The 25,938-nt window shown below is 37.8% G+C and carries 21 protein-coding genes and 1 pseudogene; 6 read left to right on the top strand and 16 right to left on the bottom strand.

The features are described 5' to 3' along the window. Positions 1–138: 138 nt before the first annotated feature. Positions 139–2,274: a transglycosylase domain-containing protein gene (locus tag MKZ18_RS03665; RefSeq protein ID WP_341344497.1), complete on the bottom strand. Its 2,136-nt coding sequence runs from the start codon at positions 2,272–2,274 to the stop codon at positions 139–141. A 196-nt stretch (positions 2,275–2,470) separates the two neighbouring features. Between MKZ18_RS03665 and MKZ18_RS03660 the strand changes: the two genes are divergently transcribed. The 6 genes from MKZ18_RS03660 to MKZ18_RS03635 all read left to right on the top strand — a co-directional run bounded on the left by MKZ18_RS03660 (position 2,471) and on the right by MKZ18_RS03635 (position 7,732). Further along, complete coding sequence (locus tag MKZ18_RS03660) at positions 2,471–2,977, top strand: antibiotic biosynthesis monooxygenase family protein (RefSeq protein WP_061786120.1); 507 nt, start codon at positions 2,471–2,473, stop codon at positions 2,975–2,977. Between the two features lie 86 nt (positions 2,978–3,063). Further along, positions 3,064–4,332: a hypothetical protein gene (locus MKZ18_RS03655; RefSeq protein ID WP_144594201.1), complete on the top strand. Its 1,269-nt coding sequence runs from the start codon at positions 3,064–3,066 to the stop codon at positions 4,330–4,332. A 215-nt stretch (positions 4,333–4,547) separates the two neighbouring features. Then, entirely contained in the window at positions 4,548–5,366 is an 819-nt protein-coding gene (locus MKZ18_RS03650) for a hypothetical protein (RefSeq protein ID WP_061786643.1), read from the top strand. Positions 5,367–5,908: 542 nt separating this feature from the next. Then, positions 5,909–6,256, top strand: a complete 348-nt coding sequence (locus MKZ18_RS03645; protein WP_061786644.1) for a helix-turn-helix transcriptional regulator — start codon at positions 5,909–5,911, stop codon at positions 6,254–6,256. 4 nt (positions 6,257–6,260) lie between these two features. Further along, positions 6,261–7,058 (top strand): ImmA/IrrE family metallo-endopeptidase, encoded by a 798-nt coding sequence (locus MKZ18_RS03640; RefSeq protein ID WP_061786645.1) that lies wholly within the window; start codon positions 6,261–6,263, stop codon positions 7,056–7,058. Continuing rightward, positions 7,058–7,732, top strand: a complete 675-nt coding sequence (locus MKZ18_RS03635) for a hypothetical protein (protein WP_341344496.1) — start codon at positions 7,058–7,060, stop codon at positions 7,730–7,732. Before MKZ18_RS03640 ends, MKZ18_RS03635 begins: the two co-directional genes overlap by 1 nt. A 248-nt stretch (positions 7,733–7,980) precedes the next feature. Here the strand turns inward: MKZ18_RS03635 and MKZ18_RS03630 are convergent. The 15 genes and pseudogenes from MKZ18_RS03630 to MKZ18_RS03560 all read right to left on the bottom strand — a co-directional run. Continuing rightward, positions 7,981–8,494, bottom strand: a pseudogene (locus MKZ18_RS03630) (IS6 family transposase); the annotation flags it as partial. 8 nt (positions 8,495–8,502) lie between these two features. Continuing rightward, on the bottom strand, positions 8,503–8,976 hold the full coding sequence (locus MKZ18_RS03625) for a hypothetical protein (protein ID WP_061786647.1): 474 nt from the start codon (positions 8,974–8,976) through the stop codon (positions 8,503–8,505). Positions 8,977–9,176: 200 nt separating this feature from the next. Next, entirely contained in the window at positions 9,177–10,301 is a 1,125-nt protein-coding gene (locus tag MKZ18_RS03620; RefSeq protein WP_341344495.1) for an IS4-like element IS4Bsu1 family transposase, read from the bottom strand. Between the two features lie 113 nt (positions 10,302–10,414). Further along, positions 10,415–10,978 carry an Abi family protein gene (locus tag MKZ18_RS03615; RefSeq protein ID WP_340842933.1) on the bottom strand — a complete coding sequence of 188 codons (564 nt, stop codon included), beginning with the start codon at positions 10,976–10,978 and terminating at the stop codon, positions 10,415–10,417. A 530-nt stretch (positions 10,979–11,508) separates the two neighbouring features. Beyond that, positions 11,509–12,117 carry a hypothetical protein gene (locus tag MKZ18_RS03610; RefSeq protein ID WP_061785172.1) on the bottom strand — a complete coding sequence of 203 codons (609 nt, stop codon included), beginning with the start codon at positions 12,115–12,117 and terminating at the stop codon, positions 11,509–11,511. A gap of 198 nt (positions 12,118–12,315) precedes the next feature. Then, complete coding sequence (locus MKZ18_RS03605; protein WP_061785171.1) at positions 12,316–13,344, bottom strand: peptidoglycan-binding protein; 1,029 nt, start codon at positions 13,342–13,344, stop codon at positions 12,316–12,318. A gap of 55 nt (positions 13,345–13,399) precedes the next feature. After that, a complete protein-coding gene (locus tag MKZ18_RS03600) occupies positions 13,400–13,621 on the bottom strand; it encodes a BhlA/UviB family holin-like peptide (protein WP_025906981.1) in 222 nt (73 codons plus the stop codon). A gap of 63 nt (positions 13,622–13,684) precedes the next feature. Further along, positions 13,685–14,050, bottom strand: a complete 366-nt coding sequence (locus MKZ18_RS03595; protein ID WP_341344494.1) for a hypothetical protein — start codon at positions 14,048–14,050, stop codon at positions 13,685–13,687. Positions 14,051–14,128: 78 nt separating this feature from the next. Further along, positions 14,129–14,416: a hypothetical protein gene (locus MKZ18_RS03590; protein WP_061785169.1), complete on the bottom strand. Its 288-nt coding sequence runs from the start codon at positions 14,414–14,416 to the stop codon at positions 14,129–14,131. A 60-nt stretch (positions 14,417–14,476) separates the two neighbouring features. Next, positions 14,477–20,020: a phage tail spike protein gene (locus MKZ18_RS03585; RefSeq protein WP_061785168.1), complete on the bottom strand. Its 5,544-nt coding sequence runs from the start codon at positions 20,018–20,020 to the stop codon at positions 14,477–14,479. Continuing rightward, positions 20,017–21,456 (bottom strand): distal tail protein Dit, encoded by a 1,440-nt coding sequence (locus MKZ18_RS03580; protein WP_061785167.1) that lies wholly within the window; start codon positions 21,454–21,456, stop codon positions 20,017–20,019. The genes MKZ18_RS03585 and MKZ18_RS03580 overlap by 4 nt, the downstream gene beginning before the upstream one ends. Positions 21,457–21,467: 11 nt before the next feature. Then, entirely contained in the window at positions 21,468–25,076 is a 3,609-nt protein-coding gene (locus tag MKZ18_RS03575; protein ID WP_341344493.1) for a hypothetical protein, read from the bottom strand. Between the two features lie 86 nt (positions 25,077–25,162). Beyond that, positions 25,163–25,324 (bottom strand): phage tail assembly chaperone GT, encoded by a 162-nt coding sequence (gene gpGT / locus MKZ18_RS03570; RefSeq protein WP_153301196.1) that lies wholly within the window; start codon positions 25,322–25,324, stop codon positions 25,163–25,165. A gap of 17 nt (positions 25,325–25,341) precedes the next feature. Next, positions 25,342–25,692, bottom strand: coding sequence for a phage tail assembly chaperone G (gene gpG, locus MKZ18_RS03565; protein ID WP_025906991.1), 351 nt, complete (start codon positions 25,690–25,692; stop codon positions 25,342–25,344). A 55-nt stretch (positions 25,693–25,747) separates the two neighbouring features. Continuing rightward, a complete protein-coding gene (locus MKZ18_RS03560) occupies positions 25,748–25,936 on the bottom strand; it encodes a hypothetical protein (RefSeq protein ID WP_313958285.1) in 189 nt (62 codons plus the stop codon). Between the last annotated feature and the right edge of the window lie 2 nt (positions 25,937–25,938).

Below are 25,938 nucleotides of genomic sequence, written 5' to 3'. Positions count from 1 at the left end.
TAACTTGTCCTCAATACTAACCGCAGTTTGATAAAAACTGCGGTTTATCTCTTTTCTCTACTTGTCACTATACTCATTTCTGTATCCGTTGTATAGACACCTGCTCAAAATGTCAAAAAATCGACTAACTATAACAATTTAATCGCTAAATAATGTTGGTGTTACCTCATTAGAAGGCATTCCTTCTTCTTTCGTTTGCGAATTATAGGGAACGATGTAGTACGTTGGTGATTTAAATAGATTTATGCGTTCTACTTCATATGAGCCTTTACCTTTCACTTTTCCAATTACGTTTCGTTCACTACCTTGCTTTTCATAAACATAGTAGACAACGCGCTTATCTTCTGAAGGTTCCCACGTTAGATTAACCGTCAGCAGTCCAAATGGTTGAAATGTTAACTCTTGCTGGAGCGAGTTAATAATTGGCAGCCTAATTGGGTCAGGTAAATCTTTGACGCCTTTTGGTTTTTTAAATACTTTACCTGTTTCTTGCTTTGCCTCTGTCAAAATATCTTTGAACAATTGACTTGGATAAGAGCTACCTTTTGTAAGGTAATGCTGGTTATCCGTACGATCATATCCCATCCAAACGGCTCCCACTACACTTGGCGTATAGCCAACAAACCAAGCATCACGCGTTGCTCCTTTCACCCCAGCATAAGAAGTGGATCCCGTCTTCCCAGCCAGCGCTCCTTCGTACTTACCTACCGATGCTGTTCCATCTTTGACAACAGCTTCTAGCATTTTCGTCATATACCATGCGTTTTGGTTTGAAAATACGTTTGTAGTACCCTGCTCTGCCTTAGCAATCACGTCACCGTTTTGGTCTTTAATTTCTGAAATAAAGTACGGTTCTTTCTTTTCACCGTCTTGAGCAAACGTACTATAGGCAGATGCTAGCTGAAGAGGCGTAACTCCTTCTGTTAATCCTCCTAATGCAATTGATAGACCCTTGTCTTCCGTTTCTATGTCCAGCTTTGTTAAATAGGCTTTTGCAGTCGAAATTCCTAGCTTGTTTAAGGTCCAAACCGCTGGAATATTCTTGGAGTCTTTAATTGCGTCATACATTGTAACTTTTCCTGCATACTGCCCGTTAATATTTTGGGGCTTATATTGCCCAAAGTTTTGCTTCTTATCACTTAAGAGAGAATACGGTTTATAAAGGCTTTCCTGCAAAGCAGGTCCATAAACCGCTAAAGGCTTCATCGTTGAACCTGGTTGACGCTTTACTTTTACACGATTTAATCCTTTTTGAACGTAGTCTCGTCCACCCATTACGGATAAAACGCCGCCCGTACGATGATTCATTAATACAAAAGCACCTTGGGCTTGTTCATCCACTCCTGGAAAATAAGCAGCTTGTTGAAACAATTCATAAGCTGTTTCCTGATAGTCCCTGTTCATCGGAACAGTTACCGTATATCCGCCTCTTAATAAATCATCGCTTGAAATATGATGTTTTTCCGCTGCTTCTTCAATCACCATATCAATATAGGTTAAATAAGCAGGATTTTTCGTTTTTTGCTGTACGTCTAAACTAAGCGTACGTCCTTGCAGTCGTACCACCTCTTCTGCACTTAAAAAATCCGCTTTTTGCATCGAGTTTAAAACCACATTTCGCCGTTCAATACTCTTTTCTGGATGAAGAATAGGAGAATACGAATTTGGACCTTTGGGGAGTGCAGCTAGAAGAGCTCCTTCTTCTACGGTAAGCTCTGATACATCTTTGTTAAAGTACAGTTGAGATGCAGCTTGAATCCCGTAAGCACCGTGTCCAAAATAAATTTGGTTTAAATACATTTCTAAAATTTTTTGTTTACTATAGCGCTGCTCTAAGTTAATAGCTACCATTACTTCTTTTGTTTTACGAAGCCATGACTTATCATTTGTCAAAAAAATATTTTTAGCTAGCTGCTGCGTCAGTGTGCTTCCACCTTCTACTTTACTACCTGCTAAAATATCTTTATATAGCACTCGCCCAATTGCTTTTACATCGATGCCGTGGTGCTCATAAAAACGGACATCTTCAACTGCAACAAATGCGTTTTGCACATGTTTTGGCACCTCTTCTATTGAAACCGGATCGCGATTTTCTACATATAGCTTCGTAATCTCATCACCGTTTTGGTCAACCAACTTTGTAGCCGAATTCATGACGAATTTTTTCTCATCAATTACATAGCTCCCAAAAAACAAAATCATAATATACCCAATCAGAGCAAATAATAAAATACCCGCTACGATAGAGAATATATAAAGTGCTCGTTTGTACATGCTACCACCTCTCTTCTTTTCATTGCATAATAGCGTATGTAGTACGGCGGTCATATGAAGAAAGCATGAGCCTGTCAATATCATCTTAAAGGACGAGCATCTATTTTTGTATTTTTTTGTTTAACATTTTATAATTTTAGTATGATTAATCTCTTTAAAATGTATGCATTTTCCAATTAAGAAGGAGTGTTCAAAAATGAATTTCTTTATTACATATGGAACTGTTGAATTTTTACAGCACTTAAAAGAACAACACCCCGAAGAAAAATTGTATTTACTTCATAAAGAAGGCGACCAAGGCTGCCTTTTACATGAAACAACTGGTGAAACAATATTTAAAGAAGGTCACAATTATGAAGTGCTAGATTACGTAGGCTCGATTGCAGATGGAAAATATGTGGTGATGAACAACATTGCGGTTACAGATGAAGGACGTCCTTTATTTGAAAGTAGATTTAATCAACGTGCCCGCTTAATTGAAAAAGAGCCCGGCTTTGCTGCGATTCGCGTTTTGCGTCCATTAAGCAACGATACCTATATTATTTTAACTGCCTGGGAAGAAGAAAAAGCCTTTACGGATTGGCAAGCGTCTCAAGCCTATAACCAAGCTCATAAAAAGCGCGGAACATCAGAAGGAGTAGATAAACAGCCAGCTATTTTTCTAAGACCTTCTTACGTCACAAGCTATCATGTTATGCACTAAAATACCCCAATCTCTCTACTAGGTCAGTGTCATATGAAAACACCCATTCATATGATACTATACACTGAACTATAGGGGGATTTTTTATGGGAATGGACCTCGTTTCTCTTCATTGGATATACATCTCTTTTATTTTACTTATCTTAGGATTCATGATTATTAGACGGGATACTACGATCATTTGTATTATCGGTATCTTTCTTCTTTCATTCACTGCTACTTCTTCTCTAACAGGATCGATTAGCGGCGTGTTTTCCAGTTTTATCTATGCTATTACAGAGTTGCTGCCTACTATTTTAATCATTTCAATTATCGTTTCCATGAGTAAAGCGCTTATTACAACGGGCGTCAATGACATGATGATTTCTCCTTTTGCTCGCTTCATTAAGACACCTACTCTCGCTTATTGGGTCATTGGACTTGTCATGATGATCATTTCCTTCTTTTTCTGGCCTTCTCCAGCCATTGCACTGTTAGGCGCCGTCTTATTACCTGTTGCATTAAGAGCCGGGTTACCAGCGCTTGGTGTCGCAATGGCCATGAATCTATTTGGTCACGGGATTGCTCTTTCTGGGGATTTTGTCATTCAAGCAGCACCAAAGCTCACTGCGGATGCAGCAGGATTACCCGTTTCAGATGTTATTCAAGCAAGCGTTCCATTAGTGATTACAATGGGCGTTGTCACAACCGTTACGGCTTTTATCTTTTTAAAGAGAGATTTAAAGAACGGTACACTTCCAGTTCAAGCTTCTCCTCTTATTGAAGCAGCTGAAAATACCGAAAAGGTGCAGATGCCTCTTGTTTTGAAAAGAATCCTTGCACTTTTAATTCCAATACTATTTGCCTTAAATGTGTGGGCAATGTTTACGTTTAACTTGCAAGGCGGGGATGCAACGGCTTTAATTGGAGGCACTTCGCTTTTTATCTTAATGATTATCTCCATCATCGGACACCAAAACAAAGGGTTAGAAAAAACAACGTCTTACCTAATTGAAGGATTTCAGTTTGGATTTAAAGTATTTGGCCCGGTCATTCCTATTGCTGCCTTCTTCTACTTAGGTGACGCGGGATTCACGAGTATTATCGGAGACTTTTTACCAAAGGGTTCTCACGGAATTGTAAATGACCTTGGCGTAGCCATTTCTTCCGTTGTTCCTTTAAATGAACAGATTGCTGCTGTGACCGTCATGACCATCGGTGCGATTACCGGCTTAGATGGCTCCGGCTTTTCAGGAATTTCGCTTGTAGGATCCATTTCTCAACTATTTGCTACTGCAATTGGCAGCGGTACTGCTACGCTGACTGCTTTAGGGCAAGTTGCGGGCATCTGGGTTGGCGGCGGTACTCCACCATAAATAATATACATATAGTCTTTCTGCTTACTAAAAACAAAAAAGCACAGCGTGTATAAAACGTGCGCCAACACCTTTTATACCGTCCGCCTACTGAGGATAGGCAAACACTTGCTGTACTCTTAAATGTAGTTTAATACATTACAGGGTTCATTAGCAACGGTTTGCTATCACTGGTGAATCGTTGCTTTTTGTTTCTAAAAAGGAGACAGGACCCTATGAAGAAACGAATTGAAGTTATTGCAAGTTTAGAATCATTTAACAACCTTTCTACATTTACAGATCTTGAAGAAATGAACGAAACAGTTAGAACGTATAAAGATATGCTGAATAAGGCTATTAAGCGTACAGACGTACGCGCAAGACTTCTAGCCTTACTAGAGCTTTTAAAGCGCCACAGCTGTAAGCAGTTAGGTGTGAGCTACATGAATAAGAATACCATTGCAGCTAAGCTAGAAGTATCTTATAAAACTGTGCAGCGTTTAATGAAGAAACTTGAAGGTTTAAAGATGATTAAACAGGTGCCAATGAAACGCAGTAAAGACATGCTGCAGACATCCAATGCAATTATTATTGAGCCAATTGAAGAAATGTCCGACAAGGCACCTATTGAAAAGTCAAAGAAGTGTCCGCCCATTAAAACAACTAATCCTTCCTTAAAACAAAACATTAATAATAAACGTAATACAGCGTGCGCTTTAACTTCTAAAACTGCTAATTCTTTTTCTAAAGCAAATTTTGTACCTCATTGGGTACCAGAACAATTCACTGATCTAGTAAGCTGTTTTTATAATGAGTCCTCCACAATCTCAGAAATGTGGAAGGTTGTGAAGCAATGCAACCGTGTTATTAATCATATGACAGAAGAACGTGCATTCACTCCACAGCAAGAGTTAACTGTTGGATTAAAAGCTGTGAAAGAACTTGTGATGAAGGTTAAGCAAGAAGCGAAGATTGATAATCTGTTTGGATATTTTAATGGCATTGTAAATAATGTGATGGATAAGCTTTATTTTGATGGTGATTTTATGGGTTAGGCTCCATTAGAGTATAGTTTTGGTGGATTTCTGAACCCTTGATATAATAAACTATTGAATAAATAGAACTGTGTAAGGAGAGCTTATGATGGGTAGACAAGAATTAAAAATAGAAAAAGTCTATAAAACAAAGAAGAACCCCCGTAGCAGTAAGGTTCTCGGTGAGGCTTTATTTCTTGTTTATGCAGCTTTTCTTAATATTATCTCTTTAATAATTGTGTTATTTTAGTTGCGTTGAATTATCATTAAACCAACTTAGTTATTTAAAAATGATTATAATGTTCCTCCTCGTTTAGACATACTGTTTGATATAACAGGTGTTTGGATATAAAATATTTTTCATGCATTCCTAATATGAGCTGTAAAACACCATCTGTATTACTAGAATATAAAAAATGATTGTGTTGTTTTTTAATGTCTTTTATTGCAGTGTAGACTGTCTACATAAAAATTGTAGACAGTCTACACATTTTTTATTTTTTTGTGTATACTATAAAGTATAAGGTAACTTATTAGTAGAAGATAAAGGAAGTGGTATTAGTATGAACAGAGATATCATGGTTATAAATAAAGTAAGAAAATGGTTAAAAGAGTCAGGTAGAACGTACCAATCATTGGCGGAGGAAATTGGTGTGAGTAAATCTCTTATGGGGCATATACTTACAAATAAACGTCAATTTACACCGGAACGTATGATTGATGTGGCGAAGGCAATGGGTGTGACAATCCAAGATTTAATCTCTCCTGAACAAACGGAGGAAAAACCATATTCTTTTCAGTTACGTGGAAGTGCTGATTCACTGAATGCAAAAGAGGACATAAGAAAGATGATGTTTGCGATTGAAGATTATCTCCGAATTGAAAGAGCTAATTTTTCTAAAGAGGGTTAAATAAATGACAAAAAGACATTATCACTCTGGACTAACAGAAAGAGAAAGAGCTGAAAAGGTAGGCGAAGCTCACGCATATCAGGTTTTAAATGAACATTTCGGCTCAGATGTATTTATAGGTTCTAGTATAGAAATTAAACTACATGAACTTTCTCATGTGATTTATCGGGATGTTGATGATGAAAAATATCAAGGAGCAACCGTCACTTATACTACAGGTGAGGTTTTTGTTGTATTAAATACTCATTTGCCCTTACGTACCCGTTATTTTACAGCTACGCATGAATTATGGCATGTTCTAAAAATCAAAGACATGATTAATAATGAAATAGATGAAGAACGTGCGGCAGACCGTTTTGCGGCGGCTCTTATGATGCCAGAACCACTTGTACGCTCTTTATGGGACAACTTAGTTAAAGATATAGAACCTGAAAAAGCTGTCATTATGATTGCGGATATGTCATCTGCACCATATGAAGCCGTAGCACGTCGCGTTTTCGAATTGGATTTACCTAACGCTTCTGAACAAATGCAAAATTACAAAGAGCATGAATGGATTATATTTCGTCGAAGATTTAACCTTCCAGAAAGCCCTCTTGACCGTCCACTTCCATTTGTAAGCTTTGCAAAGTACGCAGAATCTATCGAAAATGAAATTGCGAAAGGTGAGCTAGATCACATCCAAGGCGCTACCAAGCTCGCCAATTCTTCTATTGAAAAAGCCAAAGAATTGCAAGCAAAAGCAATGGACAAAATGAGAGCTGCACCATCCGATGATGAGGAAGAAGAGGACAAAGGGTAATGAAAGAGGGGAAACGTTTAGGGAAAGTTTTTATTGATACAAATATCATCAATTATGCGATTGGTTTTCGAGATGCAGATATATTTGCTTGGATTAAAGAAATATATGAAACAATTTATATCCATCAGTCTGTATTGGACGAACTAGTTATAAATAAGCACATCGCTCAAAAGTACATAGACCAAAAAGATTGGCTTTTATTTAACCCTACAGACAATTTAACTCCTGAAGAGTTGGTGGTTTATAGCCTTTATGTAGATAGGGTTACGACAGGATTCGCAAATTTAGATAAAAAAAAGAAAAAAGAACGCAGACCTATTAAAAATACAACTAATATTGGCGAGATTGATTCCCTTGCGGGAGCATTGTATTTGTCAGCTAACCTTATATGTAGTAATGATTTCGATATTAAAGAAGTCATTGATGATGAACGATTAACTGTAAATATAACTACAGATGATGATTTCCAAGAAGTAGACGAAGAAGATATAGACCTAGATGAAGAATTAACAGAGGCGGATTTAGCACAGGCAGATACAGGTCTACAACAGCTTATTGTTCAAGATACACTTGAAGACCTTTGTTGTTATTCTGTGGCAATGGGGCTTGCTACTAAAAAGCTAGTTAGAACGTTTTTTAAAGTTTCACACCCTAATGACAAAAAAAGAAATTAGCACAAAAACTAAATAGATTAAACCAACGATTAGCAGAGCTTCCCTAATAAGCTGAATTCCTAGTTTAGATGACACCAACACGATATTTTGTGTTGGTGTCTTAATAAAAAAGCTCCTAAAAAGGACCTTCTACTTAACGTATTCTTTTTCTGATGCAAATACTGAAGAAAAATATAAAGAGGCGAAAAGTCCCCTAGTGGAATCTAATCTTAAGTAGCAATTCCAAATAGTTCATGGATGAGTTCCATTTAATTTTGGGCAGACTTGTCTCTTGAAATAAGTTGCTCTTTTTTATGGTATGTATGCATCGCTTCTACTCCAGAAATAATATATGTAGCTGTGCTAAAAGATTTTAATCCTAACATAGAGCGAAACTCATTTTTTAATAAACCGAGGATTCTATTCTACGGTGTTATTCAGATATTTGACTTGCCTTAATTGGATGCCTACAGGTACCTTTTTTTAATTCTTTAATTCTTCAATCGCCATAGTATAGGCTGGATTCTTGTCTACTGTAATCATACGGGACTTCGAAACATGACAAGACCGCAAAGCTTTCTAAAAAAAGCGCTTTTCAGCCTTTGTGTCTCTTGTTTTACTTAAATAAAAATCAATTGTATTCCCTTTAAAATCAACGGCACGGTAGAGGTACATCCACTTTCTTTTCACTTTCACATATGTCTCATCTACTCGTCAAGAATCATGGGTTGGCTTAAAATGACGCCTAACTAACTCATCTAATTCAGGATTGTATTGATGAACCTAATAATTTATTTAGTTACAGGATCAGGAGAAGAATTCTGCAAACTAATGCGTGCAAGAAGTTCACCGTGGTTTCTGTTAAGACTTCTCACTTTACCTTCAAATAGAGAATTATCGTAATCTAAAGGAAACCCCATCTTTTCTAGAGTGGCTTCATAATAACGAGGATTCTCTTTTTTGTAATACTTTAATGCATGGTTCACGTCTACGCAGATAATCATTGAACCGTGAAAATCAGACTCCATAAAGAAAAACATCCCAATAAAAAGTGCCATAAGGTCATTCTTTCCACGCCCTTTATTGTAATCTTTCTTTGTAATTCCAAATTCGTTATGTAAAGGCAAATAAAAAGGTAATTCTTCTTTTACCTTATGACTATATATTCTCCCACCGTGAGCAGCCCAATTTCGATATTTCCCGAAGATATCTAACATTTTCGCAAAGAATTGTTTGACCTCTTCATTAATTTCAAAGATAGGCATGCATAAACATCTGGAAATTAAAGATTCCTTGTCTTCTTTTTTAAATAATTTATATCACTAGCGTCGCATAAATTTTAACCGAATTTTCTGTTTTCTTATTTTTCCTTTTATAAAGAAAAACGAATACTCTTGAACAGAGGTAGTAAACATCCATTTTTTTACTATAACTGTTGACGAGTGTGACAGAGGCGGGAAACCCTTTATGGGACCGCTTTTCCTGCGATTTTTCGTAGCCATAAGTGAGCGGATTTCCATGGAGCTGCCTTCAGTAAACGACTAATTTGTAAGTACGTTCTCGAACTATTCGTGTTCAGTTGTGCCAGTACATGCAGGCAATAGACAATCATCGCGATGTACACCTGATTATGCACGCCTTGTTCGCTTTGTGCGTAGAACTTTTTAATAGTCAAGTGCTGCTTCAGCCATTTAAAAAATAGCTCGATTGCCCAGCGCGACTTATATAACTCAGCGATTTCGTCAGCGCTTAAATCAAATCGATTCGTGATCAGATGCAGTTCGTTTCCTTTTGAATCGAGCACTTTGATGAGGCGAAAAGCGTTTTCTGCACGGTTTTGTGGTGTACCAATCAAAACCATTTCATCTGAAAACACAAGCGAGTCTTCAGGCAGTTTAAATGGCTCGATTACACGCATGACAGCGTTTTTTCGTAAGCGTGACACAAAGACATACCCATCGTCTGTCATGCGGTCAAATCGTTCATAATCCAAGTAACCCCGGTCAAAGACGTACATGCATTCTTTGTCGTCAACGAGTACTTCCAGCTGACCACGATCATGTTCTTTCGCGTTTGTCAGCACCGCTTTATCTGGATAGGAACAGCCTTTTTCTGCGTAAACAAGACGTAAATGAAGCTTGATGCCCGACTTTGTTTTACGGAATTCAGCCCACTTATGGTTTTTCAAGTTCAATGGCAACGTACTCGAGTCGATAATTTTCAGTGGTGTTGTCGTTTCTCGGCGCTGCTCATAATGTGATTTCTCGTGAATTTGGGCAACTAAATCCAAAAATACCTGTTGGAACACTTCAGTCGGCACTTGATTTAATCGGCGTCCGAGCTGCGAAAAGCTAATCGCTTCTAAATGCGTCGCTTTTTGAAGGTCGTCAGAAAATAATGTCTCACTGACTGCACGCAGACTCTCGGTTTCATTGAGCTGAGCGAATACGAACAATTTCAAGAATGACGCAATGTGTAGCTTCTTTGTATAGTAATTTAATTGATAGCTTTCAACCAATTCCTCGAGTTTTGTGGAGAAAATCGGTGAAAACCATTGTTCAAATGATGTTTTTCGTGTAAACTTATCCATGCTTATTGTCCTTTATTTTGGATTTGGATGGTTTAGTACCGCCCAACCATTATAAAGGCTTTTTTATGCAAAGATAAAATTACTGAAAATTTAGATTTTTATAAAGCGTTGAATTATTTTAATGCGACACTAGTGAATTTATATATATAAATTATATTTCCAAAGGTTAAACCCTTAACTAAAATCCAAGGAGGAACATTACCATAACGAGTACGGTAATGTTTCATTGGATGCTGATCTTTAATACATATAGCTTTTAAATTTTCTAATAATACATCTCTTTGCATCCGACCATTCCTAGTTCGTTGTCCTAGTCTAAAGTTAGATGGACGAAGATAATCTTGTTGCTTATCTCCGTATTTGTCTGAAAGAATATAAGCAATGTTAGTTTGAAGTGTGCTTTCAATGTTCTCTAAAGCTGATAAAATCGAATTTCTTACTTCTACATCAAAGCGATAAAGGTTAATGATTTCATTAAAATTAACATTTTCTTTAAAACAATCATCTTCTGTAAGGCTTGTTTTTACTTTAAGGAAAATATCTTTATAACCATTAATGATAGAATAATAGCCATGCTTAGTTAATAGAAATTTGGCTCCTTCAATGTCATCAATAACTAACTTTCTACCTATTAAAATTTTAATCTGCTCGTCTAAAGTTCTAAAGGGCCTCTCCATGAAATCACCTATATTCGTTTTTTCTTTCAATTATACTACGGTATAATTTCATGATCAATAGTTATAATCTGATAACCAAAAGAAAAAAACCTCCTAATTCAAAATTAGAAGGTTTTCCCCTAGCTATAACTAGCCCAATTCATATATTATCATCATTATATCATGACTTTCCTTAATTGCAAGAGGGGAGATTTCTTTTTTATTCATATAATAATCTTAGATTTTAACACCGCCTGTAGTTTGGACTTTGTGTTAGGTCCATACACACCATCTACTTGTCCAGGTAAATGCATATTGTAGTGAATTTCCTTTCCCATTGTCATAAGAGGTAACAATAGAACAACAACTTCACTAATAAATATACTTAACGAAAAGATAATAAATTCTGTGAAATTCCATATTTTCTTATACTCCAACTTACTGTTTAATTTTTTCGAATTTTAAATACAATAATTAATAGAACAATCAAAACAATAATTACTAAAAAAAAATTGTTATAAATAAAATCTGCCATAGCTAATCACCTGCTTTTATTTTATAAAACTAGATGTTACAGATCCATTTGGCTTAATATTAACTGTCCAACGCGTATCATGGGTATTAGATGTTGGAGTATTAGCTGAAGTCATTGTGGCAGTTCCAACAGCTTGTGCTGGATTTCCTTTTGGCTTCGGAATTGTCGTTTTTTTGTTTGTATACTTACCATTAGTTATAGATATGTTATAATAGTTCCATTTTTTAATGGTTGCTGAAGTTTGATATCTATCTAGTCCTACGGTCCATTGCCCCTTAAGAGTTGCTTGGCTAATTGTATTTAACATTCGCTTATCTGTATAACCAATATTTACTTCCCTATAAAGAGAACTGAAAGTAGTGAATTGATTTGAATCTGGTTCGACATCTTCTACAGTTAATGTTCTCTCAACCACTATACCATCTTCAGTAACATATGTTGAGGTTGGATTTTCTATGCTAACAGGTTCCATATTTTCTTCAATTTCGCTTTCTACCTCTTCACTAAATAAAATTTCTAAATCACCTTCATCTGTAGAAACTTCGCTCGCATTAGCAGAAATACTTGATACAGCAAAGATAGCACCAAAAACTGACAAAAACATTAACATTTTAAAACGTTTCATAAAATCCCCTTTTCTATATTAGATTATAATGTTAATACAAGTAAACAATACAATATATTAGTTTATTTTACAATATTTATAGAAATAAATTCCTATTATTATATTTTTTCTACTATAACCAAATGTTCAACATCTTTTAAAATTAAATAAAGAGCATAAAAATATATTGTTAAAACAAAATAGATAATTAAAACTTTTTTATTGACCGTTTGATTTTAAAACAGCTTGTAATTTACTTTTCGTCCTCGGCCCATAAATTCCATCTATTTGTCCAAGTACATAAACGCTTTGAAAACGTCTTACTGCATCTTCTGTGTCATTACCATAGATGCCATCAACACCATTATTTTTTGCATTTTTATTTGGATAGAAGTGAACTGCAGCTAAAGCTGCTTGTAATTGACGTACAGATTCTCCCCGTGCGCACTTTTTAAGTACTCCTGAAGGTAATGGGTATCGATAAGTAGATTGTGGCTGTTTAAGAGTTCCTGGTTTCGGTGTGTAACAATACTGCGCTTGTCCGAGCTTAATTGTTTGACCAACTTTTAATTTAATTGGCGCTACACCAGGATTAGCAACAATTAAATCATCGACTGTAATTCCTGCCGGTCCATCTTTTTCAGCAATTGACCAAAATGTATCTCCTTCTTGAATTGTATATAAATCTGGTGGCGATGAAGGCTTTTGAGTTGCTCCAGGTGCAATTGTTTCTAAAATATCTTTAAATGCTTTGTTATAGTCATATACACAACATGCTTTCCAACTGTAACCTGGCATTTCATTGTGAGACTTATCATATTTACCGATGCCGTCTTTAATTAAGGTATTTCGCAAATCAGTAATAGATGCAATTGTTTCTTGGCTTAGTTTATCTGTACGGTAGTCTCCAATTACACAAATACCAAGACCAATTGTGTTGCTGTTCCCCACATGATAGCTTCGTTTGCTGATGTCCACACAATAATAAATAGCAGCTTTTCCATTGATGATTGTTTTTGGATCAATAATTAGGTGATATGCAATTTCTGGCCAGCCGTTTGTTCCAACGTGGAAGTTAGCAAAGGCAACAATGTTTGAGCCACCTGCAGATAACTTTGTTAAAGAATGGTGCCACACACGAGTTGTAATGGATTTAACCCCTTTCGCACGTTTATTGTAAGAACCTTTGCTTGGTAGTTTTCCTCGCTTATCAACCAATTGTGGTAACTGTTGAAATTTATAAGTCATTCTCTTTCTCCTCCTTGTTTTTAGGTATATAAAAAGCCACTGCAGAGACAGTGACTTATTGACCTTCTATTTGTTCACGAATATCTTTAATCTCATCTTGCATACCTGTCACACTTTGTTCAATACGTTGCAACGTATCTGTGGTACGCTCCACATGACTCATTAAACGATCTTCACGCTCTTTTGATTCCTTTGTAACCTTAAATAATAACCAAATAAATAATGCTGCAAATGGCCCATTTTGAAGAAGTGTATTCCAAACTTGCTCTTCAAACATAATTACCCCACCCTTTTATAAAAATAAAGAGAGGCAATAGCCCCTCTTTTTATTTGTTATCTATTAAACTACTGTTGTTTGTTTAATACGCATAATCCGCACAATTTGAGAAGCTTGTAACACAGCTTCACCAATAGCCACCATTCCACCACCAGCGCTATTAATGCTTTGTAAGACGTCTAGAGGGTTATAATTTTCTACATACACTTTGATAACCGTATTATCGTTTAACGTAATCTCAACATTCGCCTCTGGATTCTCTACTTTTGTCATAACGCGAACAACTGAATAACGTTGTGCAATAACGTCACCAATAATGACCATTGAATACTCTTGATTGTTTAATGTTTCGGCTAAAATTTGTGTGTTATACTCCTCGATAATCGTTTCAAAGTTTAATCCGTTAATCATTTTCACTTGTACTTCCATTGTTGCATTCCACCTTGATTAGGTCTTATGCAGTTTAACGTCATCAGCATAGTTATAGACGCATTCAAACACATTTATTTAGCGCTTGGATTGGCCATGTTGTTTTGTATTGTTACGATTATTTGTTTGCTGCTTTTTTAACTGATCTTTGAATTTATTTGTTTCTTTCACTTGATTCTGGTGACGCTCTTCTGCAGCTTTTACTTCTTGATCTAGTTGGATAACAGTTCCTTCTAGCTGTCGAGAGTACGCTTTGTACTTCATTAACTCTGTATTCAAGCGAAACTGTTCTTCTTGGTATTGCTGAATGATTAAATCAGAATTAACTTGTACCGCTTGTGTTTGATTTGTTTGGTTTTGTTCCATGATTAAATTCCACCTTTTTTCGTTTATGGGTATAAAAAAGAGCCCCTACAAGGGACTCCTTTATGCTGCAGAAACAGCTTTTTTTAATGCGTCAATTTCTTGGATTAAGACACCTAACACATCGTGTATATCGTTTTTCTCTTTTTCTAATCGTTCAATTTCCTCTTGCTGTTCTTGGTTTTGTTTCCACACAAGAGCCAGTGTTGTATACAAATCAATGTTGTTTTCAAACTTCATAAGAGCAGGTGTCATTTCCGTGATGAACCCTATTTTCTTATCAAAGTAATTACCACCAACGACATCAGAAATAGTGTGGTATTCATGTACGTCCACATCTTTTAACAAAGAGGTTGCTTTGAAATCTACTTCTCGAATATTCGTCTTTGAAAGAGACGTTGAACGTGTACCCACTGTTTGCACAATAATTGGTCGGTAATCTGGACTACTACTATCAATGTTAAAACTTGTATTTCTAAGTACGTGCACACTACCCGAACCACTCGGACGCAAATAAATATGCTGTGTAGAGCCTGTGTTTTCAGTAGCTGCTGTGACAGCTATATAGCCTGTTGTAGACTCTAAATTACCATTCACAATGCTGACATACTTTCCAATCGCTCGGAACTCATTCGCAGCAAAATCAGCATAATCCGTATTGGCTGCATTACGAGCATATACAGCCGTTCGGTCTTTTAAAAAGACAAGCTGCGCTCTGGCCCCTTGAACAGCAGGGTTAGAATCAGAGTCTTGTGTTTTCTGAATACGAATAAATGGATCTGACCCCTGCCAGAAGATATGCTGGCCTGAGTTGTTAATCGAGTAATAATGTCCAGCTGATTGTTTTAGACGGAATGAACCGTCATATAAATCAATACCAGCACCACCACTGCCAATATTAATAACACTCCCACTCAAGGTATCAAAGGTAGACGCTCGGATGATAACACTTCGTAGTTCTCCAGCTGTTACAACCCCTAAGTTAGCAGAAATTGAAGAAAGATTATTAACGTTTAATTTTTCGGCTGAGATTGTACCGTTAACCACCATTTTTCCAGTGTGTTTGCGAATGATTTTTATATTTTGAATCATATAGCCTGTATCTCCACCACTGGAGGGTTGGTCAATTTGAAAGTATGGTTTCCCTTGAAATGTCGTGGAATCCGTTACTTTATGATGCCATGCCACAGAAGTCCATTGCTGATAAGGAGCAGGTGTTTCCCATGAATTCATTCGCCATGGACTGGAAGTATTACTCCCATCGGGTTTTCCTTCCCAAAAACCAGCTTGCAAGCTTCTACTACCTTTATATCGATACACATCTGCTGTAATTAAAAACTCATCACCAGCTATCATGTGTATAGGTATATCATGAGCAATGTGGTCACGACTACTAAGAGGAATGGAATAATAGTTATGTGTATCATTCATAATAGCTGGCAAACCAAAACTGCCGATTTTAGGATCTAAGTTCTGATTAGGCCACAAATTCGTAAAATCTCCAACAGCAATTTGACGTACAGTAATTGTATTAGTTTCAATCTTTCCACCATTTATCGTGGTTTTACCACTTACTCGCCAATCGTTCACTGTACTAACAGCTGAACTGGCATAATTCTTAGCATTTGCTTCTGCATTACTAGCTTTTGTGGATGCATCACTTGCAGCTGCAGCAATTGCACTATTTCTAGCAGCATCCGCTTTCGTTTGCGCTCCGCTTGTGGTTTCTTTCGCATCCCAGATACTTGCTTTTGAGTCAAGCGTAGACTTAGCTGTTGTTCCAGCAGTAATTTTACTTTGGACATCACTATTAAACGTGCTGAACGTCACTAATCCGGTTAAATTTAAATTTTGAGCAATTAAATCTAAAGCCGAAGATGTCTGAACTAATTTAGAGGCAATGGTATTGCCATTAAAATCAGTTGTAGAAACCTTTTGAGCGATTAAACCAGCTTGTTGTGTGATAGTTGATTCTGCTGTCGATACCCTTGCACTTACGCTATTGATTTGTGCATCTATATCTTCTGGAGCTGGTGTCCAGTCTGTCGGTCTACTTCCTTTTTCTATCTTAGCCTCTTTATATTGAACAGTATTTGATGGGTTTGACCCAGAACTATGCCTAATTGAGTATTGAATATAAGAAATATCGTCTCGATTAGGTATTGTTAGGGTTACTATTGAATAACCCTCTGAGCCAGCTGCAATAACATTGCCTCGATATTGATTGTATGTTCCATTTGTATATCTTATATGAATCATAATGGATGCTTCATATTTACCTGGTTTTAAATAGATTCTCCCCGTTATTACGTCACCTTTTGACCAGTGTAGTAGCTGATCAGTAAAGTAATAGTCCCATCCACCAAAGGTTGCTGTTTTAAATTCATTTGAAGTCCCTTTGACAATGTTACGACCACCAATAGAAAGACTCTCAAATTCGGTTTTCGTTACTCTCGAAGCAATTTCATTGGCTTGTTGAGTAATTAAACTCTCTGCACTTGTAAGCCTTGTATTTACTGTGTTGATTTTTCCGTCTGTGTAACTTTTGGCATTTGCTTCGGCTGTACTAGCTTTTGTATTCGCATGATTTTTGGCGTTTGTTTCTGCCGTGTTTGCCTTTGTTTGAGCGCTACTGTCAGCATACGATTTCGTATTTGTAATTTCTTGTGTGAATGTAGATGATGTTACACGTTGAGCAATAGCTGCAGCTTGCTGGCTAATCGTGCTCTCTGCTGTATCCAGGCGACCACTTACAGTATCTAATTCACTCTTTTTTGCAAGACTCTTAATCTCAGTAGCTGTTTGGCTGATAGTTGTTTCTGCTGTCGAGATACGTCCATCTAAGCCATTAATCTTTTCGTCAACATCTTCTGGAGCTTCTGTCCAGCTAGTGTTTTTATTTCCATATTCCGCTTTAATTTCTCGGTAAAATACTGTTCCATTTTTAAATAAAGACAATCTTACTCTACCGTAAACAACAGAGCTATTTTGGACTTTATGAACATATACAACCCTAACCCATTCATTGTTAGGCAATGAAGTAATATTCATATCAGTTAGCGAAACATCTTTATATTCAACACGGTTTCTATTAATATCTAATAACTCGAATATAAAAGGCTTCTTTTCATCATATTGATTAAAGTCATTAACCTTTATATCCATTGATACTGTAATAGTATCACCCTTCTTCGCAAGGAAAGTGTTTGCATAAGCTGACTTTATAGAGATTGTTGAAAGTCCCGAAGCAGTAACTTTTGCTATCTTACTTAAAGGCTTATCTGCCTCAGCGCTCACAATAGAAAACCCGCCACTTACACCTGTCCAATTATCCCAACCTTTGTTAAAAGTCGAGTTTAAGACCAGGTTACGTACACCAATCGAAAGAGCATTAAATTGATCTTGTGTCACTCTTGAAGCAATTTCATTAGCGTGTACGGTTAATTGAGCTTGGTGACTAGAAACTTGATTTGACAATGTGTTAAAGTCGGTTTGTTTCGCTCGTAACGCAATTTGTTCATATGCTAAGTCGATTTCCGTCTGAAGATTTGTAATGGACTGCAAAGCGTTTGAAACGTTCTGATTGGTTGTAGTTAAAGCTGTCTTTTCTGCTTTTAGGTTGATATTGCTTTCTGCCTGTGTAATACGTGTACCATAGCTCTCAACTGTTCCTTTTAGGTTGTTAAATGTTTCTTTTTCTACCATGAGCTCAATTTTTCCATCTTGCAACACGATAGCTTGTTCAGCTGATGTTACACGTTGGGACACAGTATCTAAAGCCTGTTGCTTTGCACGTAACCCAATCTCTTTTTCATTAACTGTTAACCGGTTTTCACTACTGTCTAAACGCTGCACAATACCCGTTTTGTCTGTTTCATAAGTGGTCTTTAATACACGGCTATTCAATGCGTTGTCAACTTCTGTTTTGGTATAAACGGTTCCTGCATTTACTTTTGAAGAAAGTTGACCGTTCACATACTCTAAACCAGCTTTTCCATTTAGTGAACTCATAATCTCTTGGACTGTTGAAGAGTAATTTTCATTTGGTACCTTATTGGCTAGATCCGCAATGATTTCTTGAACCTTTTGCTCGTATTCTTCTTTTAGGACTGCACCCATTTCATCTGCATTTGTTGGACCAAGTGCACGCCATTCTGTGCCATTCCACATGTACATGGGTTGTAATGGATCACTTGTATCCACCCATAAGTCTCCGTATAGAGGATTAACAGGTTCAGTCGGTTGCCTTTTAATCACACGTTCTCGGTTAAATACGTCTTGTTGAACCTGTTCAATGGTTTCTCCAATTTCAACCACTTTACCATCCGTGTACTCTTTTGCTTCATCACGACTGTTATCTGCTTTCTCTTGAGCACCTTGAGGCGTTTCAGCACCGACCTCACTGGCTTCTGTTGGCGTGACTTTGCGCCATTGCACCCCATCCCATGTATGCAACACATGAACTGGTCGTGAGGTATCCACCCAGAGAACGTTGTAAGCCCCCTGTGGAGGCGTTGGTTGTTTGATAATACGTATACGCATATTCTTCTTAAAATCATCAAATTCGGCTAATACGTCACGCTCAGTGTATTCGATGAATTCACCAAGAACATGCTCTTTTTCAGATGGATCTAGTAAATCACGTTCAACAGATATCGTACGTGCTTCCATATACAAAGGGGGCTTATAGTGAAGGTCTTTAATACGGACCGTATCACCAAAGCGAAATTGCTCATGTTCATAACCAGGAATAGACTCTAAATCACCTTGTGAAATCTCATATTCTACAACACTATTAATGCGTTTTTTTAAAGCAGTTTCACCGAGCGATTTGAGCCGTTCAACCGTCATATCTTGGTCAGAAGACTCCGGCTCATAAATGTCCCATAGATGCTGGTTATTACGCCCCCAGCGTTGCCGTGCTTCTTCATCTTCGACAGTCGTCGTTATACGCGTACCGTCTTCTTTTTCTGGCCCAAGACATAAAAGTGCTGTGACAATCTCATCTGACTTTTCTTTTCGAACTAGCCCTAGTAGGTCTTTACCGAAGACAATTTCTTTCCCTTTAAAACGCCCAACACGAGTCACTAAATCAACAACACGACGAACAATGCGGTTGCCACTAATTTCAACACGAAACACAAGCTCTAAACCAAACTCTGAGGCAAGTTGTTGTAAAGCTAGATAAGGATTAATGTGCTTATCAAAGACAACCTTCCGCACACCAGCATGCTCAATAACCCCGGGCTCCCATTCTGTGCCGGCTAATACATACGAGGTAGCTGTCGCTGCTGTTTGGCCCGTTAAGGTAATAGGTGCAATGGCTTTGGCTTTCTTTAAATCTAAATAAGAGGCGGTTGCTGTAACTTCTAGTACATCACCGTCTTTTTCTGCAGCATCAATAATAAACTCTCGATATTGGCCGTCCTCATCCTCAATGACAGCTCTGTTGCGCTGCAGGATAAAAGCTGCCTTTTCATCAATAGCTGGCCAGGAAAAGGTGAGAACTTCTTCTAAATTACTGTTTCTTGTGTGTGTAGCTGCTTCTAAGCCATAACTTAAAAAGGCAACGATATGATCTGATTGGCTGTTTAACACATGAATCATCTAAATCGCTCCCTCCACATGGCTTTTGTTGGTAGTGCTGGACTTGTCACAATGACATTATCACCGCGTTCAAGGTGGAAAAACTCACCGCCAAACGCTTTTAAATCCATACGTGACTCGCCATTAATTAAAATGTTTTCACTTTGATGATCAAAGGTTACAACATCACCAGCACGCACAACATACGGAATTTGATTTTCCGTTAACGAATTCATTTTATAGACTCGAACATCATCCGCACGCAAAGAAGGCACCTTTCGGGTGCCGTATTGTGCAATATAAATGCCAATTTGGGTTGGTTGTCGTAAAAACTGGTTTTCACGATCATGAAACAATTCAAATGCACGAGCTGTGTGTTGACCTGTCTCTTTATTAATTTTAGCTACATAGCCTGTCCATCGTTCTCCTACTTTTTCAATTCGAAGCATACCGTAGAAGTTCCAAAAAGTGCTCTCTTGTTCACCATGTGTACTAATGACATCTTTAAAGCCAATGTCACCGCCACCTAGTCGAACATTCGCATAAATGCGCTTCCCTGCGGAATCAACATCTTTTATAGTGACTGAACAAACAGGAAGGTTGTTGTTATCTAAGAGATACACTTCAACCTTCCCAAACTTGTCCTCTCCTGTATTTAATAGCTCAAGTATTGCCTCTAATCGAAAGTCCGTTAAGGTTTGGCCTAATGTCTTTTTATAAAAAGGCCCATGCCAGCCCTCTGACATAGTTCCGAAGTTTTCAGCGATAAATCGATAACCGTCTGATTTCATGTCACCCGTAGCTCGTCCATCGATATTAACTGACCCTTCTGTTTTGGCCCAACCAAGTGCTGTGGTTAACTTATCATTTAAAATCAGTTCTTCACGAGCTGCAGCATACTCTTCAAGATTCACAATCCGACCAATACGATTAATTTGATCACCATTTGAAATATCAATATGTGTATAGTCATTGTCAACTTGTATCTCAAAGATAGGCTTTACTTTGACTGTCCCTTTATTTAAAGGTGTAACAAGTGACATACCTTCAGAAATGATGGAATGCTGATATTTAGAAACACTTGAGTATTTATAAGGATCTGGACAAATAAAATTCAGCGTTCCCATCCCTAGCTTTACGATTTCCTCAAAATCAATACTTTGGTCAACGTAAGCGTAATAAATACGGTCTGGTTCATCGTCAAAAATCAAAGGACATGGCTCATCCGTCACAAGCCATGCGGCTAAGTCCTCTTTGATTTTTTGCAAGTCTGCTAAATCTACTCCTTTAATGACAATAGGAACAGCTAGTGGTCTAGGTTCGACATCGGTGCTTTTAGGAAGTGCACCTGGTCGATTCGGAACTGTTAATAAATTTCGTTTCAGAGGCGCCCAAGCCGGACGCTCCCTTCCTTTCAATACCTTTAGATAGGGTTTACGTTCACCATTAAACATCATTCCTATACAAATCACCCCTTAAATCGTCTCTTGATGTCTTTGTGTTCATCCTGGAGTTTTGTTACGTCTTTAAAAATGGCTTTGGCTACTTCTTTATTATTTAATAGAACTGAGATAATTGGATCTTTCATTGCGATAGCTTTTAGAATCTCACTTTGTTCTTCCAAAACAGCTAAAATCTTTTGAATGAACGGATGGTCTGTTAATTGCTGATAGTTGCTTGTTTGAGCGTTATTTGATGGTGCAGAAGATTGTTGCTCAAGCTTTTTCCCAACTAACGCAAGTAACTTCATGGCATCTGTTTTTTGACTTTGGTTTGTCGATTGCACAAAGTCTTGAATGTTCGACCATACTTTTGTACCTGCAGGTAAGTTATTAAAAACAGTTGGTACATCGGGACTAAGGCCTAAACGTCCATCTGGAAGCAAGAATGGTTCATACTCCCACCCATCGCCCAACATTGCACTTCCACCAACATGAAAATTTGTGCCGTTTTTGTATTTGCGTTTTCCCCTAGGTCCCCAGCCTCGTTTTCCATAAGGAAGGTCCGTTCTCCAACGTGTATTATTGAAAAATGCTAAGAGTTGGTCATATCCGCTATAGATATTCCCATGTCCTTTCATCTTGTAAGCATTAAAGGTTTGTGGAATGTGCTGCAGTAATCCACGAGCTGGGTTTCCGTTGGCTGTGTTAATATCCCATACAGCCGATGATTGAACAATCTTCTCGTTACCACCGGACTCCCTGTGAATCTGAGCAATAATACCTTGTACCTCTTTTTCGGATACAGATTCATTCATTCGTGCTGCAGCTGCTAAAATAGCCGGTCGCCATGCTTTTGCTCCCTTACCACTAGGACTGGCTCCGCCACCAAATGGATTTAAGTCTTTCATTTTCTTCTTGATATAATCCACAAAGTCACTTTTAACCTTCTTCACTGATCCGCCAATGACATCATTAAATGCTCCACCGATGTTTGGTAACTTTGGAATAAACTTTGCGAATACCTGTTTCATCAATTCTTTTGGATTATCAAGGTATGACCATACATCAAGCGCTACATCTTTCACCTTTTGAGCACCAGCTTGAGCCGTATCAACGGCTTTGTCTTTCAATTTACCAGCACCAGCTGAAAGTTGTTGTCCCTTCTTCTTAAACCACTTTCCAACTGTACCTCCAGAATATTGAGGTATCGTACCTTCATCCATCAACTGTTTTGTTTGTGGTCCAGAAAAGACGTGTGTACCTTTAGGTAAGTTCATTAAGGTATCTCGGTCTGGAGACAGCCCCATATAGCCACTAGGTGTCACAAATAATTCTTTCATTTTCCCATCACCTAGTACCGCAAGTCCTCCGGGGTGCCCATTTGTCCCTTTGGCATATTGCGGAATCGGCCAAAGAGGAAGCTCCTTCACATTAATTTTCTTTAAAACCCAGTTCACACCACCAATGGCTCCATTGACGCCTTCGCCAAGCGTTTCGGCCATTTTGTTTTTCAGTGAAGTAATGCCACTGACGACTTTTCCAGCCATCGACTTGATTCCATCACCAATTTTTCCAGGAAGAGCTTTTGCTCCATCAACAATATCCGTAAATACTTTGGATACTGATGTTTTCATATTGGTCATGATAGTACCGACACTGGATTTCATACTATTAAATCCATTAACAGCGAAGTTTTTCACGTTCGATACGCCTGTTGAAAAAATCGTTTTTACGTTTGTCCATAAGCCCGAAAAGACATTTTTAAAGCTGGATGCAAACACTTTTCCAAAAGAAAGGATTTTCCCAAACATGTTTAGTTGAATGAAGTTCCAAATAAATTGAATGGCTCCAGAGAAAATCTGTTTCAGTCCTTCCCACATTTTTCGGAAATCGCCAGTGAAAAGACCCGAAAAAACTTTGACTAGGCCCATCAAGACATTTAGTGAACCGGAAATAACTCCTTGGATATTCCCCCAAACAGATTTGATGATTCCAAGTATAAATGGCATGATAAACTGGATGACAGAAGAAATCCCTTGAAAGATTTTTGACGCCATCATTCCTACATTCGAGAGTGCTTGAATAATTGTCGAAGAGTTGTCCTGCCAAAATTGCTTAATCACCGAAAACTGTTCAAGAAAAAACTGTTTTACCGACTCAATAGCTGGCGCTAGAAAACTTAGCACATTTTGGCCAAACTCTTGTAATTTGGATCCTAGTGATGTAACACCATTCCTAAAGGTCTCTGAGTTTTTATAGAGTCCGATAAATCCGGTGGCAAGTAGCGTGATTATTCCAATTGTGAGACCTACTGGTCCTGTTAAGGCGGTAAAACCTAACCGTAACCATTTTAAGAGACCACCAGCTTTTGAGATATTACTTATGACAGGAGCCATCCCCGATACAATGTTGCTCAGCATCATCGTAAACATGCCACCAAATGTGATAACAGGCCCCATAACAGCAGCTATTCCTGCAAATGCAAGAATGGTATTTTGCGTGCTACTATCTAAGCTGTTAAATTTATCGACAACACCTGTAATGCCTTGTGTGATTTCTGTCGCAATTGGAGTGAGCGTCGTCCCTAGCTCAGCAATGGACTGCTGGAACTGCATAGAAGCTTGTCGTGACTCCACCAATCCTTCGTTGTTTTTTCGGAACTCTTCATTCAAACCACCAAGCCCTGTATCAGCTAGCGTTTTTAACACATACTGCTCTTCTGTTCCGTTTTTAATGGCATCCGTTAAACCAGCGTTAAACGTATCAAGGTTAATGCCAGAACGCTCAAGCAACTCCGCAAAAGGCCCAATTGCTGCACCGGTTGCTAATGTTTCTTGTAACCCATCAGCTAATCCCTCAAATTTAAGTGTTTCAGAGAATTTAATGGAAGCACCAGATAATAAATCAACAGCTTGTGAAAGGCCTTGTTCACTAAACGGTGTCGCCATTAAGTTCGAAAGACCTTCTACATTCGCATTCACATCTGGTGCAATGGCATTGATTTTCTCTAACTCTTTCCGCATGACATCCACATTAAACCCTGAACTAAAGGCATTCGCATCTAATTTAGCCAAATCCCCACGCAGTTCTTCTGTTCCTTTCGTAACAGCTGCAAACGCACCAAGTACAGGAGCAGTAATGCTCATACTCATAGATTGACCAATGTCTGTTAAACTTCTACCAAATCCGTTCAGCTTTTCTCCTGCTTTTTCTGTTTCTTGACCGAACTTAGCCCAATTGCTTGTTGCCAGTCGCTGTTCTTCTTTTAAGTCAAATAAGCCTGCTTCGGCACGGGTAACAGAGCGTTGTAAGTTGTTTAAAGAGGCAGCTTGGTTGTTATAGGTTCGTGCTGCAGCTTCGGCTTGTTTAGAACCCTCTCCATGCTCTTGAACCATCTTTTCATATTCAACTTTCGCCTGTTGGACAACACGTTTATGCACTTCTAGTTTTTTATTAAGACCTTGGACACGCGTTTCATATTTTTCAATCGACTTATCACCACGATCAAACGCGGAAAGGTTGGCCTTCATTTCGCTATCTACGGTTTTTAGTTTGTCTTTTAAACCAGTTAATCCTCGCTCAAGTTGTAAGGTGTCTAAATTCAGTCCTATCGCAAGACCTTCAACTCTTTCCATTGTTCACCCTCCCTTCATAAAGCCAATAAAAAAAGACTCTCTAAACATAGAAAGTCTTCATGGCATGAACTGTTTTATAGATAAGGTTAGATTAATTCGAAGAAAGAGTTTCCTCGTTGCGGCTTGTTTTGTTCTTCCAATAGGTCTAACACAAAGTGATAAGGCATATTTAATACTTCGTTGATGTCTTTTCCTTCTTTCATGAGGGAACGGACTAATTTATCTAAGTAATCCTTTTGCTTTTCCAATGTGAAATCTTCATCACTCAGTTCTTCTTCGCCAAAAACTTTTTTGTTTCATCTGTTTGTTGACCTCGTGCAATGAACGCAATTTGAGCTTGAAGTGTTTCAACAGCTTGTGGTGCATGTAAACCGTCAATCAGATTTTGTTTCGTGAATTTCCCTTTATACACTTCATTTGCGACAAAATCTACAAGTTTATCAATCAATTCTTTTTCATTATCGGCTTTCACTTTTTGCATCTCAGCAGCTAAATCCATTGCTTGATAGACTACCGATAACGGAATAAATGGTGGTGTCAGAAAGGTTTCTGTGATAATTTCTCCTTCTTTCACATCGGTTACAAGCTCAATTGTATTTCGTTTTAAATTTGCCATTGTGTATCCATCCTTTACGTTTTTATTTTTTATATAAAAAAGAGAATAGCTTTGACTATTCTCCAATGACTTTAATAACGGGTTGTCCTAACTTATTGCTCGTAGAAGCTAACTCATTCAATCGTTCTTCACTTACTTTTTTATTTAGAGGCTTTGGGTAACGGTCTCCTCTTTGATAAACTTTCCCGTTATCTTGAACATCTTTGAACTTTTGTACGACTTCATACTTTACTTTGCTCATCATCA

Origin of the sequence: Priestia sp. FSL W8-0001 (assembly GCF_038050335.1) — a bacterium.
GTDB classification, from domain to species: Bacteria; Bacillota; Bacilli; order Bacillales; family Bacillaceae_H; genus Priestia; species Priestia flexa.
Note: the sequence above shows the minus strand (reverse complement) of the source record. Positions and strands in the feature narration are given on the sequence as shown.